Origin of the sequence: Arthrobacter sp. SD76, from assembly GCF_049726125.1 — a bacterium.
GTDB classification, from domain to species: domain Bacteria; phylum Actinomycetota; class Actinomycetes; order Actinomycetales; family Micrococcaceae; genus Arthrobacter; species Arthrobacter nitrophenolicus.
The window spans coordinates 1-17,056 of the sequence record NZ_JBNBLR010000001.1 but is presented as its reverse complement, the minus strand read 5'-3'; the positions used below and the strand labels follow the sequence as shown (position 1 = coordinate 17,056).

Here is a 17,056-nt window from a genome sequence, read left to right as displayed (position 1 = left end):
GCTACGCCTGCCCGGGCCGCGAATCTGCTGATCAAGGGGCAGGGCCCATGCAAAAGGGCGGCAACCGGATGGTTGCCGCCCTTTTCTGTCCGGTCCGCCGCTAGGATGGCGGACCGGGAAGAAGTTGCTTACTTCTTGTTGGAGACCGCAGCCTTCAGCTTGGAGCCGGCGGTCAGCTTGACGCTGTGGCCTGCTGCGATCTGGATGGTCTCACCCGTCTGCGGGTTGCGGCCGGTGCGTGCTGCACGGTCGGTACGCTCGACGGCGAGCCAGCCCGGGATGGTGATCTTCTCGCCCGCGGCGACGGAAGTCTCGAAAACCTCGAACAGTGCGTCGAGGACGGAGTTGACGGCTGCCTGGCTGGTGCCGGCCTTGCCCGCTACCTCTGCAACAAGTTCACTACGGTTCTTAGCCATTTATGTCCTCCTGGACGATCATGATTCTGGAGCCTATACGCGGCATGCGCACAAGCCACTGTTCGAAAACTTACCAGCTTGGACGGTCGAGGGCGGCAAATTCCGCGTGTTTCCGCGACTTTTTGAGGTTAATCACCGGATTTTGGGGGGTTTGCGGGCCTTCAGGCGGCCGATCCTCCATCAAATTCCACGCCCCGTACCCCTTCGGGCACGCTCTCTCACCTCCTGCAAGGCCTGGCGGGATGCTCTCTCATTTGTGGCGGGTTTCAAAACCTACTCGCCGGGGGTTTGGTGGTTTTAATGCGGGAGGCCCCAACCTGGTGGTTGGGGCCTCGACCGTGATGTGTTGTCCGGCGGTGTCCTACTCTCCCACACCCTCCCGGGTGCAGTACCATCGGCGCTGTGGGTCTTAGCTTCCGGGTTCGGAATGGGACCGGGCGTTTCCCCCACGCTATGACCGCCGTAACCCTTCGACCCGTCACCACCGGTGACGGTGGTGTGGGAAATCTTTTGTGGTTACAACGTGCTCCGGTTAGGGAGCTGTGGTGTTGTATTCAATTATTGGTTGGTTCCTTCAACCGTTTCCCGTTGTGTTGGGTTGTTGGTTGGGAACCACATAGTGGACGCAAGCAGTTGTGCTGTTTTGTGGTGTAAGTTGTTGGCCTATTAGTACCGGTCAGCTTCACGAGTCGTTAGTCCTCGCTTCCACATCCGGCCTATCAACCCAGTGGTCTGGCTGGGGGCCTCTCACACCCGAGGGTGTATGGAAATCTCATCTTGAAGCGAGCTTCCCGCTTAGATGCTTTCAGCGGTTATCCCATCCGAACGTAGCTAATCAGCGGTGCACTTGGCAGTACAACTGACACACCAGAGGTTCGTCCGTCCCGGTCCTCTCGTACTAAGGACAGCCCTTCTCAAATTTCCTGCGCGCGCAGCGGATAGGGACCGAACTGTCTCACGACGTTCTAAACCCAGCTCGCGTACCGCTTTAATGGGCGAACAGCCCAACCCTTGGGACCTACTCCAGCCCCAGGATGCGACGAGCCGACATCGAGGTGCCAAACCATGCCGTCGATATGGACTCTTGGGCAAGATCAGCCTGTTATCCCCGAGGTACCTTTTATCCGTTGAGCGACGGCCATTCCACAATGTACCGCCGGATCACTAGTCCCGACTTTCGTCCCTGCTCGAGATGTCTCTCTCACAGTCAAGCTCCCTTGTGCACTTACACTCGACACCTGATTGCCAACCAGGCTGAGGGAACCTTTGGGCGCCTCCGTTACTTTTTAGGAGGCAACCGCCCCAGTTAAACTACCCATCAGGCACTGTCCCTGACCCGGATTACGGGCCGAAGTTAGATGTCCAAAGTGACCAGAGTGGTATTTCAACGATGACTCCACCCGAACTGGCGTCCGGGCTTCAACGTCTCCCACCTATCCTACACAAGCCACTCCGAACACCAATACCAAACTATAGTAAAGGTCTCGGGGTCTTTCCGTCCTGCTGCGCGTAACGAGCATCTTTACTCGTACTGCAATTTCGCCGAGTTTATGGTTGAGACAGCGGGGAAGTCGTTACTCCATTCGTGCAGGTCGGAACTTACCCGACAAGGAATTTCGCTACCTTAGGATGGTTATAGTTACCACCGCCGTTTACTGGGGCTTAAATTCTCAGCTTCGCCTTGCGGCTAACCGGTCCTGTTAACCTTCCAGCACCGGGCAGGAGTCAGTCCGTATACATCGTCTTGCGACTTCGCACGGACCTGTGTTTTTAGTAAACAGTCGCTTCCCCCTGGTCTCTGCGGCCCCGATCCCCCTCCCGGACGCATGGTCCGTTCAAGGTTGGGGCCCCCCTTCTCCCGAAGTTACGGGGGCATTTTGCCGAGTTCCTTAACCATAATTCTCTCGATCGCCTTAGTATTCTCTACCTGATCACCTGTGTCGGTTTGGGGTACGGGCGGCTAAAACCTCGCGTCGATGCTTTTCTCGGCAGCATAGGATCACCAAATCCCCCCAACGGGGGTCCCATCAGATCTCAGGCACTATGAGTGGCGGATTTGCCTACCACTCGCCCTACATCCTTAGACCGGGACAACCATCGCCCGGCTCGGCTACCTTCCTGCGTCACACCTGTTAATACGCTTGCCTCCCAGGATCAGGTCCTGCGCTCCACCAAAACCCTTCACCCACAAGGGGTGTCGGGCAGGTCTCGGGCAGTTAGTATCCCCTGTTCAACATGGGCGGTTTTTCGCCGGTACGGGAATATCAACCCGTTGTCCATCGACTACGCCTGTCGGCCTCGCCTTAGGTCCCGACTTACCCAGGGCAGATTAGCTTGACCCTGGAACCCTTGATCATCCGGCGGACGGGTTTCTCACCCGTCTTTCGCTACTCATGCCTGCATTCTCACTCGTGTAGGCTCCACCGCTGGTTTCCACCGCGACTTCACTGCCCACACGACGCTCCCCTACCCATCCACACTCCTGAACCACAAAGGCTTAGAACACGTGTGAATGCCACAACTTCGGCGGTGTACTTGAGCCCCGCTACATTGTCGGCGCGGAATCACTTGACCAGTGAGCTATTACGCACTCTTTTAAGGATGGCTGCTTCTAAGCCAACCTCCTGGTTGTCTGAGCAACTCCACATCCTTTCCCACTTAGCACACGCTTAGGGGCCTTAGTTGGTGGTCTGGGCTGTTTCCCTCTCGACTATGAAGCTTATCCCCCACAGTCTCACTGCTGCGCTCTCACTTACCGGCATTCGGAGTTTGGCTGACGTCAGTAACCTTGTAGGCCCATTAGCCATCCAGTAGCTCTACCTCCAGCAAGAAACACGCAACGCTGCACCTAAATGCATTTCGGGGAGAACCAGCTATCACGAAGTTTGATTGGCCTTTCACCCCTACCCACAGCTCATCCCCTCCATTTTCAACTGAAGTGGGTTCGGTCCTCCACGACGTCTTACCGTCGCTTCAACCTGGCCATGGGTAGATCACTTCGCTTCGGGTCTAGATCACGCCACTCACACGCCCTATTCAGACTCGCTTTCGCTACGGCTGCCCCACACGGGTTAACCTCGCGACGTAACACTAACTCGCAGGCTCATTCTTCAAAAGGCACGCCGTCACAGTTACTATGCGATTACTCGCGACTGCTCCGACGGATTGTAAGCACACGGTTTCAGGTACTGTTTCACTCCCCTCCCGGGGTACTTTTCACCTTTCCCTCACGGTACTGGTCCGCTATCGGTCATTAGGGAGTATTTAGGCTTATCAGGTGGTCCTGACAGATTCGCACGGGATTTCTCGGGCCCCGTACTACTTGGGATACTCTCACAGGCGGCACAAACGCATTACGGTTACGGGACTAACACCCTCTCTGGCCGGCCTTTCAAAACCGTTCACCTATGCGCGCACATCACACCCCACCAGCCCGGCAGAACTGGTATGGAAAGTCCCACAACCCCGACCATGCAACGCCCGCCGGCTATCACACATGGAACGGTTTAGCCTGATCCGCGTTCGCTCGCCACTACTAACGGAATCACTATTGTTTTCTCTTCCTGCGGGTACTGAGATGTTTCACTTCCCCGCGTTCCCTCCACGCACCCTATGTGTTCAGGTACGGGTCACCAAGTCACTCGCGCGCTTGGCGGGGTTTCCCCATTCGGACACCCTGGGATCACAGTCCGGTTATCGACTCCCCCAGGCTTATCGCAGATTCCTACGTCCTTCTTCGGCTCCTAATGCCAAGGCATCCACCGTGTGCTCTTAAAAACTTGACCACAAAAGATCAACAACAAAAACACTCGAGAGAACCACAGAAACCGTCCACACCCCATCAACCCCCGAAAGAGTCTCAAACAATGCGGCCAGATCCAGGTTCCAATTCTTGGAAATTGCTTATCCACGAAAAACCCCAAAGGGCTCCTCATGGAAGATGCTCGCGTCCACTATGTAGTTCTCAAACAACAACCCCACACCACACACCCCACACACCAACCCCCCACAAAAAGAGAGGCCAACAGCGCATGAAACGACGTGGCAGGGAAACCAGAAACAAACAAACCCCGGGGAACCAAACCCCCCGGCCCTGTTGCCTCAGGACCCAACAGTGTGCCAAACACTACCCGCCAGCAACCAGACCACCAGCGTTCCAGGACACACACCCCAAAAGGAGGAGTGCGTCCGTACTAGCAAAACGGTCCGTGCCACCAGGCACCTATTCGTTGATATTCCACCCATGAGCACCCGCCGCAGAACTAGCGTCTGCGCAACGGGCGTACTCCTGACAACACCACACCCCGCCATACAGCAGAGAATGATAATTGTGAGGCGCTCCTTAGAAAGGAGGTGATCCAGCCGCACCTTCCGGTACGGCTACCTTGTTACGACTTAGTCCCAATCGCCAGTCCCACCTTCGACGGCTCCCTCCCACAAGGGGTTAGGCCACCGGCTTCGGGTGTTACCAACTTTCGTGACTTGACGGGCGGTGTGTACAAGGCCCGGGAACGTATTCACCGCAGCGTTGCTGATCTGCGATTACTAGCGACTCCGACTTCATGGGGTCGAGTTGCAGACCCCAATCCGAACTGAGACCGGCTTTTTGGGATTAGCTCCACCTCACAGTATCGCAACCCTTTGTACCGGCCATTGTAGCATGCGTGAAGCCCAAGACATAAGGGGCATGATGATTTGACGTCGTCCCCACCTTCCTCCGAGTTGACCCGGCAGTCTCCTATGAGTCCCCACCATCACGTGCTGGCAACATAGAACGAGGGTTGCGCTCGTTGCGGGACTTAACCCAACATCTCACGACACGAGCTGACGACAACCATGCACCACCTGTAAACCAGCCCCAAAGGGGAAACCACATTTCTGCGGCGGTCCGGTCCATGTCAAGCCTTGGTAAGGTTCTTCGCGTTGCATCGAATTAATCCGCATGCTCCGCCGCTTGTGCGGGCCCCCGTCAATTCCTTTGAGTTTTAGCCTTGCGGCCGTACTCCCCAGGCGGGGCACTTAATGCGTTAGCTACGGCGCGGAAAACGTGGAATGTCCCCCACACCTAGTGCCCAACGTTTACGGCATGGACTACCAGGGTATCTAATCCTGTTCGCTCCCCATGCTTTCGCTCCTCAGCGTCAGTTAATGCCCAGAGACCTGCCTTCGCCATCGGTGTTCCTCCTGATATCTGCGCATTTCACCGCTACACCAGGAATTCCAGTCTCCCCTACATCACTCTAGTCTGCCCGTACCCACCGCAGATCCGGAGTTGAGCCCCGGACTTTCACGGCAGACGCGACAAACCGCCTACGAGCTCTTTACGCCCAATAATTCCGGATAACGCTTGCGCCCTACGTATTACCGCGGCTGCTGGCACGTAGTTAGCCGGCGCTTCTTCTGCAGGTACCGTCACTTTCGCTTCTTCCCTACTGAAAGAGGTTTACAACCCGAAGGCCGTCATCCCTCACGCGGCGTCGCTGCATCAGGCTTGCGCCCATTGTGCAATATTCCCCACTGCTGCCTCCCGTAGGAGTCTGGGCCGTGTCTCAGTCCCAGTGTGGCCGGTCACCCTCTCAGGCCGGCTACCCGTCGTCGCCTTGGTAAGCCATTACCTCACCAACAAGCTGATAGGCCGCGAGTCCATCCAAAACCACAAAAGCTTTCCACCAACCACCATGCGATGGAAGGTCATATCCGGTATTAGACCCAGTTTCCCAGGCTTATCCCAGAGTCAAGGGCAGGTTACTCACGTGTTACTCACCCGTTCGCCACTAATCACCGGTGCAAGCACCGGATCATCGTTCGACTTGCATGTGTTAAGCACGCCGCCAGCGTTCATCCTGAGCCAGGATCAAACTCTCCGTTGAAGTAAAACAAAAACAGACACAACCAAAACCAGTGGAAATAACACCAGCAAAGGCTGCACAAAATTTGAAACCAGCTGTAAAACCAAACCAATGCCACAGGGGCGGCACGATCCGGCAATTCAACCAATCACATTACATAATCGGTATCAACAAACTTGGCACACTATTGAGTTCTCAAACAACAGACACACCCGGCACCACCACCAGCATCACAGCCAGCGGATCGCTCCGGAGCAACTTTTCAAACTTACCCGACCGCCGAATACTTTGCAAATCCGCTTTTCAGCAGCTGCAGCATTCGTGATCAGCCCCCACCGGGTCAAGGCACGCTAGCGAGCGGGCCATTTTCCAGGCTGTTTTGAAGGGGTTTGGCCGCTATTTTTCCGCTTCAGCGGCGGCGACTCAGAAAACAATACACGTCGCCGGACCCCACTGCAAATCGCCCCTGTTTGAGGGTTCGGGCCCCCCCGGAATCCCCGTAATGGCGGGGATCCCGGGGTCAAGCAGAAGGGCAAGCCGTACTGAACCGTGGGCGGTGGGCAATTATGGGGTGGCTCACATCGGGGGTCCCCTCACATCCGGAAGACGAGGGTGAACTCTGCCGGCCGGGGCTTCAACCGGTACGGCTCCAAGACCCCTGGCCCGCAGGCCGCGGTGCCCACGCCCCGTTGCACATGGTCGAGGTACACGTATGACCTGCCATCCGCCGCAAGCTCTGGCCGGTGGGCCGCCGCGTCAAGGACTGCCATGCTGTAGGGCCGGACTGTGAGGGCAAAAGGCTCGCCCGTAATCTCCAGCGGGCTTCCGGCAACGTCCAGGGAGGCAGTACGCACCCCTGAGCGCGCCCCTGATTCCTGGGGGCGGACATAGTCCACGTCCAAGTCGGCGAGCGGAAGGGAGAACCATCCGGTACGGGCCCCTTGGCCGGTGTCCGGATAACTCTGGTGCGGGCCCTTCCCGAACCAGCTCACTGCTGACGTCTCTCCAGCGAGGACAAGCTCCAGTCCGATGCGGGCCCATTCCACCTCAAAGCCGGCGTTGTCCCAGGTCCCTTCCGGGCGGACGTGCGTGTGGAGAGCCAGGGAGGCGCCGTCGCTGGTCCAGCAGTACTCCACCTGGACTCCGAACTGCTTGTCCGCGGCACCCACCCGGGTACGGACCGTGAGCCGCTCACCGCCGTCGGACGTAACCTCGGATCTGATGCCGACGAGCCTGGTGTGCAGCCGGTTCAGCCCGGCGTCCTTCCACTGGGTGGCGAGCGGGCGCGGGTCCGCGCCGCCCCATTCCCTGCCCAGGTCGTTGTCGGTGGGCGCCCACCACAGCACCAGCCCCAGCTTTTCCACCGGCACGTCTCCCAGGAAGGTGGGCATTCCGGTCATCCGGCTGAACCGTGCCGGCCCCAGCCGCAGCTCATCGTCCGAAACCAGCACACGTTCGGTCGTTGCAGTCTCAACAGCACTGGGAAGCAGGACGGACTGGCCCCATGCGATTTCGTGGCCGGCGGCAGCCCAGGAAGAATCGGCCGCAAGAACGGCGCGAACCGTCAGTACCGCCGCCTGTCCGGCACGTGCAAGCTCAGCGGCGCTGTCCGCGACGGCGGTGGGCAGGGGAACCGCCGTTTCGGACTGTGGCGGCAACGGCGCGAACTGCACCGGTCCGGCGTCCAGCAGGCCGCCGTCGGACTCCACCGTGTAGCGGAACTCATACGCGGAGGTGTCGGCGAAGTCCTGCAGGTTGCGGATCCGGAACCCGGACCAGTCATCGGCCACCTCAAGCCTGAGCGGCTCGATGACCTTCTTGAAGTCCAGTAGTCCCGGCCGTGGTTTGCGGTCCGCGTCCACCAGGCCATCCGTGACGAAGTTGCCGTCGTGAATTTCCTCACCGAAATCACCGCCGTAGCCGAAGTACTCACTGCCGTCAGCAGAGTTCAAGGTGATGCCGTGCTCCAGCCACTCCCACACGAAACCACCCATCAAGCGCGGATACCGCTCGAAGAGCTCCTGGTACTCGCTCATGCCGCCGGGGCCGTTCCCCATGGCGTGCACGTATTCGCACAGCACAAAGGGCATAGCCCGGCGCCGGGCGTCCAAGACCGCGTCCTCGAGGGGCGGTTCGATACCCTGTCCGATCAGCGCCGTTTCATCCTGGCTTGCGTACATGCGCGAGTAGACGTCCACGTAGGGCGAGGACCAGTCCCCCTCGTAGTGGATGGGGCGGGAGGGGTCGCGGTCCTTGGTCCAGCGCGACATGGCGGCAAGGTTCCTGCCGGTTCCGGCCTCGTTGCCGAGGGACCACATGATGACGGACGGATGGTTCTTGTCCCGTTCCACCGTTCGCTGCATCCTGTCCAGCAGCGCGGGTTCCCATTGCGGATCGTCACTCGGGTTCTGCGCCCAGCCTGCACTCTCGAACCCGTGCGTTTCCAGGTCGCATTCAAGGACTACATAGAAGCCCAGTCGGTCGGCAAGCGCCAGGAATTCGGGGTGCGGCGGGTAGTGGGACGTGCGGATGGCGTTGATATTGTGCTGCTTCATCAACCGCAGCTCGGCCTCCACCACATCCTGGGGAACAACGCGGCCCAGGCGGGGGTGATGTTCGTGGCGGTTGACACCCCGCAGGAGGATGCGCCGGCCGTTGACCTTGAACTGGGCATCCTCAATAGCGATGCTGCGGAAGCCCAGCTGCAGGCGGACAGTTTCGCCCGGAGTGCTGACCGATGCTTCGTAGAGTTTGGGCAGCTCAGCCGACCAGGGTTCGACTCCGGGTATACGCACATCCGTTCCAGCCGGCAGTTCCAGACCCAATTCGGGAACGCGTACGACGGCGTCAATCCCCTGATCGCCCCGGCTCGCCTCGACGCGAAACACGCCTTCGCGGTTTTCGTGGTCGTAGCCGGCATGGACGAACACGTCATCGATGCCATCCGCGGGCCGGGCCTGGAGTGTGACATCACGGAAGATTCCCGGGAGCCACCACATGTCCTGGTCTTCGACGTAGCTGGCGGCCGAGAACTGGGCCACCCTGACGGCAAGCGTGTTGGTCCCTTCCACCAGGATGCCCGAGACATCGAACTCGTGGGGCAGCCTGCTCCGCGGGTGGTTCCCAGCTCTATCCCATTCAGCCAGATGGTTGCGGCTGACTCTATCCCGTCGAACCGCAGCACAGCATGGGGCATGAACGCGGGTCCGGCCTCGAAGGTCCGTAGGTGGTCCCCGATGGGGTTTGCCTCAGGAACGTGCGGCGGTTCGACGGCGAAGGGGAACTGGACGTTGGTGTAGGCGGGCGCACCATGGCCATGCATCGGCCAGCTGGACGGGACGGGCAGGGTGGTGAAGCCGCCAAGGTCTTCGCCCAACTGCCAGCCGGCGGCCGGCGCAGAGCGGATTCCGGGGCTCAACCGGAAGTGCCATTCACCATTCAGGGAGAGCTTGGGCGCGCTGCTGGAAAGGTAGGCGCGTGCCGGGAGCGAACCCCGCCCGGGTTTCACCGACGACAGCTCCCGTACGGCCGCTGCCCCCACGTCGAGACTTTCCGACCCCTGCGCGGTGCCGAACGTCAGGGTATTTCCTGCTGTTGTGAAGGGGGGCTGGGCTGGCATGGTATTCCTTGCGTGATAGGCGGGCCGTACTACGTGAACGTTCACGAATCTCAACAAGCGTAACCGTTGCCGCGCCCCTTGAATAGGCTCTCAGGCAGATTGACGGACGATGAGTTCGTGCCGGAGGGTCAGCGAAGCAGCGGGACTGCCGGGCTCCACCGCACCGGAGAGCAGGGCTTCCACGAGGTCGACGGCGGCCCGTCCCACCGCACGCAGGTCAAGGGCGAGGGTGGTCAGCTCGGGAGTGAGGAGTTCGCCCAGCGGAATGCCATCCATGCCGATCACGGCACAGTCTCCAGGGACAGACCTTCCTGCACTGTGAAGAGCCTTCAGTACACCCGCCGCCATGACGTCATTGAACGCCAGCAGCGCATCCAGTCCGGGCTCTTTCTCCAGCAGACCCCCAATTGCGTCCCGCGCGGCCGTTGCGGACGGGGAAGCATGGATCCTTGCCAGCGGGATACCCGCTGCTGCAGCAGCCGCGGCAACAGCAGCCCCACGGCTCCCGGCCGGACCGCCCTGGTCCGAGTCGAGGAAGGCCACCTTGTGTCGGCCAGTGCTGGCCAGATGGTCCAGGGCGAGCCCGGCCGCGTAGGGGTAGTCGAATCCGATACTGCCGGCGGAACTGCCGCCCGGGCAGTCCAGGCCCACCACGGGCCGACTGCCCATGAGGGACTGCGCCTCGGCCGCATGTTCCCCCAAGTACCCGATCAAGGCGTCAACCTGGGGTGCCAGCCGGCTCACGGCGTCGAGGCCACTGCCTGTCCCGTGCCCGTAATCATCCACGACGACGTTCCAGCCCCGCTGCGTGGCCGCTTCCACCACGCTTGACGCGAAAGCAGGGAAGTAGGGGTTGGTCAGGTCCGGGATCGCCAGGCCTACCGAGGTCCGAGCGCCTTGGACAAGCCCTTTTGCGAACCGGCTTGGGGAGTAGCCCAACTCCACAGCGCATTTCTGCACCCGCTCACGGGTGGCCGCACTGATGCCGGGCATGTCATTCATGGCCCGGGTAACGGTCTGGCGGGAGACACCTGCAGCAGCCGCGACATCCAGGATGGTGGCGCGCCGGCCGGGAGCATCTGCTGAACGGGTCATGAACCGAGTCTAGGTGCCAGGCAGGCAGCAATCCGGCGGCGGCCCTAGGTACCAGTGCCTGGGGGTGTGTGGTGGTTAAGTCGTAGGGCCCTGACATTCGCTGTCAGGGCCCTACTAATGTTATGTCCGGCGGTGTCCTACTCTCCCACACCCTCCCGGGTGCAGTACCATCGGCGCTGTGGGTCTTAGCTTCCGGGTTCGGAATGGGACCGGGCGTTTCCCCCACGCTATGACCGCCGTAACCCTTCGACCCGTCACCACCGGTGACGGTGGTGTGGGAAATCTTTGTGGTTACAACATGCTCCGGTTAGGGAGCTGTGGTGTTGTATTCAATTATTGGTTGGTTCCTTCAACCGTTTCCCGTTGTGTTGGGTTGTTGGTTGGGAACCACATAGTGGACGCAAGCAGTTGTGCTGTTTTGTGGTGTAAGTTGTTGGCCTATTAGTACCGGTCAGCTTCACGAGTCGTTAGTCCTCGCTTCCACATCCGGCCTATCAACCCAGTGGTCTGGCTGGGGGCCTCTCACACCCGAGGGTGTATGGAAATCTCATCTTGAAGCGAGCTTCCCGCTTAGATGCTTTCAGCGGTTATCCCATCCGAACGTAGCTAATCAGCGGTGCACTTGGCAGTACAACTGACACACCAGAGGTTCGTCCGTCCCGGTCCTCTCGTACTAAGGACAGCCCTTCTCAAATTTCCTGCGCGCGCAGCGGATAGGGACCGAACTGTCTCACGACGTTCTAAACCCAGCTCGCGTACCGCTTTAATGGGCGAACAGCCCAACCCTTGGGACCTACTCCAGCCCCAGGATGCGACGAGCCGACATCGAGGTGCCAAACCATGCCGTCGATATGGACTCTTGGGCAAGATCAGCCTGTTATCCCCGAGGTACCTTTTATCCGTTGAGCGACGGCCATTCCACAATGTACCGCCGGATCACTAGTCCCGACTTTCGTCCCTGCTCGAGATGTCTCTCTCACAGTCAAGCTCCCTTGTGCACTTACACTCGACACCTGATTGCCAACCAGGCTGAGGGAACCTTTGGGCGCCTCCGTTACTTTTTAGGAGGCAACCGCCCCAGTTAAACTACCCATCAGGCACTGTCCCTGACCCGGATTACGGGCCGAAGTTAGATGTCCAAAGTGACCAGAGTGGTATTTCAACGATGACTCCACCCGAACTGGCGTCCGGGCTTCAACGTCTCCCACCTATCCTACACAAGCCACTCCGAACACCAATACCAAACTATAGTAAAGGTCTCGGGGTCTTTCCGTCCTGCTGCGCGTAACGAGCATCTTTACTCGTACTGCAATTTCGCCGAGTTTATGGTTGAGACAGCGGGGAAGTCGTTACTCCATTCGTGCAGGTCGGAACTTACCCGACAAGGAATTTCGCTACCTTAGGATGGTTATAGTTACCACCGCCGTTTACTGGGGCTTAAATTCTCAGCTTCGCCTTGCGGCTAACCGGTCCTGTTAACCTTCCAGCACCGGGCAGGAGTCAGTCCGTATACATCGTCTTGCGACTTCGCACGGACCTGTGTTTTTAGTAAACAGTCGCTTCCCCCTGGTCTCTGCGGCCCCGATCCCCTCCCGGACGCATGGTCCGTTCAAGGTTGGGGCCCCCCTTCTCCCGAAGTTACGGGGGCATTTTGCCGAGTTCCTTAACCATAATTCTCTCGATCGCCTTAGTATTCTCTACCTGATCACCTGTGTCGGTTTGGGGTACGGGCGGCTAAAACCTCGCGTCGATGCTTTTCTCGGCAGCATAGGATCACCAAATCCCCCCAAACGGGGGTCCCATCAGATCTCAGGCACTATGAGTGGCGGATTTGCCTACCACTCGCCCTACATCCTTAGACCGGGACAACCATCGCCCGGCTCGGCTACCTTCCTGCGTCACACCTGTTAATGCGCTTGCCTCCCAGGATCAGGTCCTGCGCTCCACCAAAACCCTTCACCCACAAGGGGTGTCGGGCAGGTCTCGGGCAGTTAGTATCCCCTGTTCAACATGGGCGGTTTTTCGCCGGTACGGGAATATCAACCCGTTGTCCATCGACTACGCCTGTCGGCCTCGCCTTAGGTCCCGACTTACCCAGGGCAGTTGGCTTGACCCTGGAACCCTTGATCATCCGGCGGACGGGTTTCTCACCCGTCTTTCGCTACTCATGCCTGCATTCTCACTCGTGTAGGCTCCACCGCTGGTTTCCACCGCGACTTCACTGCCCACACGACGCTCCCCTACCCATCCACACTCCTGAACCACAAAGGCTTAGAACACGTGTGAATGCCACAACTTCGGCGGTGTACTTGAGCCCCGCTACATTGTCGGCGCGGAATCACTTGACCAGTGAGCTATTACGCACTCTTTTAAGGATGGCTGCTTCTAAGCCAACCTCCTGGTTGTCTGAGCAACTCCACATCCTTTCCCACTTAGCACACGCTTAGGGGCCTTAGTTGGTGGTCTGGGCTGTTTCCCTCTCGACTATGAAGCTTATCCCCCACAGTCTCACTGCTGCGCTCTCACTTACCGGCATTCGGAGTTTGGCTGACGTCAGTAACCTTGTAGGCCCATTAGCCATCCAGTAGCTCTACCTCCAGCAAGAAACACGCAACGCTGCACCTAAATGCATTTCGGGGAGAACCAGCTATCACGAAGTTTGATTGGCCTTTCACCCCTACCCACAGCTCATCCCCTCCATTTTCAACTGAAGTGGGTTCGGTCCTCCACGACGTCTTACCGTCGCTTCAACCTGGCCATGGGTAGATCACTTCGCTTCGGGTCTAGATCACGCCACTCACACGCCCTATTCAGACTCGCTTTCGCTACGGCTGCCCCACACGGGTTAACCTCGCGACGTAACACTAACTCGCAGGCTCATTCTTCAAAAGGCACGCCGTCACAGTTACTATGCGATTACTCGCGACTGCTCCGACGGATTGTAAACACACGGTTTCAGGTACTGTTTCACTCCCCTCCCGGGGTACTTTTCACCTTTCCCTCACGGTACTGGTCCGCTATCGGTCATTAGGGAGTATTTAGGCTTATCAGGTGGTCCTGACAGATTCGCACGGGATTTCTCGGGCCCCGTACTACTTGGGATACTCTCACAGGCGGCACAAACGCATTACGGTTACGGGACTAACACCCTCTCTGGCCGGCCTTTCAAAACCGTTCACCTATGCGCGCACATCACACCCCACCAGCCCGGCAGAACTGGTATGGAAAGTCCCACAACCCCGACCATGCAACGCCCGCCGGCTATCACACATGGAACGGTTTAGCCTGATCCGCGTTCGCTCGCCACTACTAACGGAATCACTATTGTTTTCTCTTCCTGCGGGTACTGAGATGTTTCACTTCCCCGCGTTCCCTCCACGCACCCTATGTGTTCAGGTACGGGTCACCAAGTCACTCGCGCGCTTGGCGGGGTTTCCCCATTCGGACACCCTGGGATCACAGTCCGGTTATCGACTCCCCCAGGCTTATCGCAGATTCCTACGTCCTTCTTCGGCTCCTAATGCCAAGGCATCCACCGTGTGCTCTTAAAAACTTGACCACAAAAGATCAACAACAAAAACACTCGAGAGAACCACAGAAACCGTCCACACCCCATCAACCCCCAAAGAGTCTCAAACAATGCGGCCAGATCCAGGTTCCAATTCTTGGAAATTGCTTATCCACGAAAAACCCCAAAGGGCTCCTCATGGAAGATGCTCGCGTCCACTATGTAGTTCTCAAACAACAACCCCACACCACACACCCCACACACCAACCCCCCACAAAAAGAGAGGCCAACAGCGCATGAAACGACGTGGCAGGGAAACCAGAAACAAACAAACCCCGGGGAACCAAAACCCCCCGGCCCTGTTGCCTCAGGACCCAACAGTGTGCCAAACACTACCCGCCAGCAACCAGACCACCAGCGTTCCAGGACACACACCCCAAAAGGAGGAGTGCGTCCGTACTAGCAAAACGGTCCGTGCCACCAGGCACCTATTCGTTGATATTCCACCCATGAGCACCCGCCGCAGAACTAGCGTCTGCGCAACGGGCGTACTCCTGACAACACCACACCCCGCCATACAGCAGAGAATGATAATTGTGAGGCGCTCCTTAGAAAGGAGGTGATCCAGCCGCACCTTCCGGTACGGCTACCTTGTTACGACTTAGTCCCAATCGCCAGTCCCACCTTCGACGGCTCCCTCCCACAAGGGGTTAGGCCACCGGCTTCGGGTGTTACCAACTTTCGTGACTTGACGGGCGGTGTGTACAAGGCCCGGGAACGTATTCACCGCAGCGTTGCTGATCTGCGATTACTAGCGACTCCGACTTCATGGGGTCGAGTTGCAGACCCCAATCCGAACTGAGACCGGCTTTTTGGGATCAGCTCCACCTCACAGTATCGCAACCCTTTGTACCGGCCATTGTAGCATGCGTGAAGCCCAAGACATAAGGGGCATGATGATTTGACGTCGTCCCCACCTTCCTCCGAGTTGACCCCGGCAGTCTCCTATGAGTCCCCACCATCACGTGCTGGCAACATAGAACGAGGGTTGCGCTCGTTGCGGGACTTAACCCAACATCTCACGACACGAGCTGACGACAACCATGCACCACCTGTAAACCAGCCCCAAAGGGGAAACCACATTTCTGCGGCGGTCCGGTCCATGTCAAGCCTTGGTAAGGTTCTTCGCGTTGCATCGAATTAATCCGCATGCTCCGCCGCTTGTGCGGGCCCCCGTCAATTCCTTTGAGTTTTAGCCTTGCGGCCGTACTCCCCAGGCGGGGCACTTAATGCGTTAGCTACGGCGCGGAAAACGTGGAATGTCCCCCACACCTAGTGCCCAACGTTTACGGCATGGACTACCAGGGTATCTAATCCTGTTCGCTCCCCATGCTTTCGCTCCTCAGCGTCAGTTAATGCCCAGAGACCTGCCTTCGCCATCGGTGTTCCTCCTGATATCTGCGCATTTCACCGCTACACAGGAATTCCAGTCTCCCCTACATCACTCTAGTCTGCCCGTACCCACCGCAGATCCGGAGTTGAGCCCCGAACTTTCACGGCAGACGCGACAAACCGCCTACGAGCTCTTTACGCCCAATAATTCCGGATAACGCTTGCGCCCTACGTATTACCGCGGCTGCTGGCACGTAGTTAGCCGGCGCTTCTTCTGCAGGTACCGTCACTTTCGCTTCTTCCCTACTGAAAGAGGTTTACAACCCGAAGGCCGTCATCCCTCACGCGGCGTCGCTGCATCAGGCTTGCGCCCATTGTGCAATATTCCCACTGCTGCCTCCCGTAGGAGTCTGGGCCGTGTCTCAGTCCCAGTGTGGCCGGTCACCCTCTCAGGCCGGCTACCCGTCGTCGCCTTGGTAAGCCATTACCTCACCAACAAGCTGATAGGCCGCGAGTCCATCCAAAACCACAAAAGCTTTCCACCAACCACCATGCGATGGAAGGTCATATCCGGTATTAGACCCAGTTTCCCAGGCTTATCCCAGAGTCAAGGGCAGGTTACTCACGTGTTACTCACCCGTTCGCCACTAATCACCGGTGCAAGCACCGGATCATCGTTCGACTTGCATGTGTTAAGCACGCCGCCAGCGTTCATCCTGAGCCAGGATCAAACTCTCCGTTGAAGTAAAACAAAAACAGACACAACCAAAACCAGTGGAAATAACACCAGCAAAGGCTGCACAAAATTTGAAACCAGCTGTAAAACCAAACCAATGCCACAGGGGCGGCACGATCCGGCAATTCAACCAATCACATTACATAATCGGTATCAACAAACTTGGCACACTATTGAGTTCTCAAACAACAGACACACCCGGCACCACCACCAGCATCACAGCCAGCGGATCGCTCCGGAGCAACTTTTCAAAGTTACCGGCTTTCAAAGAACTTTGCAAACCAGCGTTTCCGCGATCCGCGTCCCTCTCGACCGCCCCCGACCAGTTTCCGGCGCCCTGACGAGCCACCAGTTTTGGTCTTAGTTTTCAGGGGGTTTGGCCGCCCGCGGTAACCAGCTCTTCGCTGTCTCCCTCGCGGCGACTCAGAAAAACAATACGCG

At 58.3% G+C, this 17,056-nt stretch carries 3 protein-coding genes, 6 rRNA genes and 1 pseudogene; all 10 read right to left on the bottom strand.

The genetic code is table 11. The features are described 5' to 3' along the window. Positions 1-128: 128 nt before the first annotated feature. The 10 genes and pseudogenes from ACPEE0_RS00050 to ACPEE0_RS00005 all read right to left on the bottom strand — a co-directional run bounded on the left by ACPEE0_RS00050 (position 129) and on the right by ACPEE0_RS00005 (position 16,622). A complete protein-coding gene (locus ACPEE0_RS00050; RefSeq protein WP_009358243.1) occupies positions 129-416 on the bottom strand; it encodes an HU family DNA-binding protein in 288 nt (95 codons plus the stop codon). A gap of 348 nt (positions 417-764) precedes the next feature. After that, positions 765-881 (bottom strand): 5S ribosomal RNA (rrf, locus tag ACPEE0_RS00045). Positions 882-1,061: 180 nt separating this feature from the next. Then, positions 1,062-4,201, bottom strand: a 23S ribosomal RNA gene (locus ACPEE0_RS00040). 561 nt (positions 4,202-4,762) lie between these two features. After that, positions 4,763-6,286 (bottom strand): 16S ribosomal RNA (locus tag ACPEE0_RS00035). The 16S, 23S and 5S rRNA genes sit together here, the layout of an rRNA operon. 572 nt (positions 6,287-6,858) lie before the next feature. Then, the gene (locus ACPEE0_RS00030; protein ID WP_424575211.1) at positions 6,859-7,656 is read right to left on the bottom strand and encodes a beta-galactosidase small subunit; all 798 of its coding nucleotides are present in this window, start codon (positions 7,654-7,656) and stop codon (positions 6,859-6,861) included. A 159-nt stretch (positions 7,657-7,815) separates the two neighbouring features. Continuing rightward, positions 7,816-9,884 (bottom strand): annotated as a pseudogene (locus ACPEE0_RS00025) (glycoside hydrolase family 2 TIM barrel-domain containing protein); the annotation flags it as partial. A 90-nt stretch (positions 9,885-9,974) separates the two neighbouring features. Then, positions 9,975-10,979: a LacI family DNA-binding transcriptional regulator gene (locus ACPEE0_RS00020; RefSeq protein WP_009359651.1), complete on the bottom strand. Its 1,005-nt coding sequence runs from the start codon at positions 10,977-10,979 to the stop codon at positions 9,975-9,977. A gap of 124 nt (positions 10,980-11,103) precedes the next feature. Further along, positions 11,104-11,220: ribosomal RNA gene (gene rrf, locus ACPEE0_RS00015) — 5S ribosomal RNA — on the bottom strand. Positions 11,221-11,399: 179 nt separating this feature from the next. Then, positions 11,400-14,538 (bottom strand): 23S ribosomal RNA (locus tag ACPEE0_RS00010). Positions 14,539-15,099: 561 nt separating this feature from the next. Then, a 16S ribosomal RNA gene (locus ACPEE0_RS00005) occupies positions 15,100-16,622 on the bottom strand. Between the last annotated feature and the right edge of the window lie 434 nt (positions 16,623-17,056).

Coding starts and splice junctions, on each gene's coding strand:
- ACPEE0_RS00050 (WP_009358243.1), bottom strand. CDS start 416: ATGGCTAAGAACCGTAGTGAACTTGTTGCAGAGGTAGCGGGCAAGGCC.
- ACPEE0_RS00030 (WP_424575211.1), bottom strand. CDS start 7,656: ATGCCCACCTTCCTGGGAGACGTGCCGGTGGAAAAGCTGGGGCTGGTG.
- ACPEE0_RS00020 (WP_009359651.1), bottom strand. CDS start 10,979: ATGACCCGTTCAGCAGATGCTCCCGGCCGGCGCGCCACCATCCTGGAT.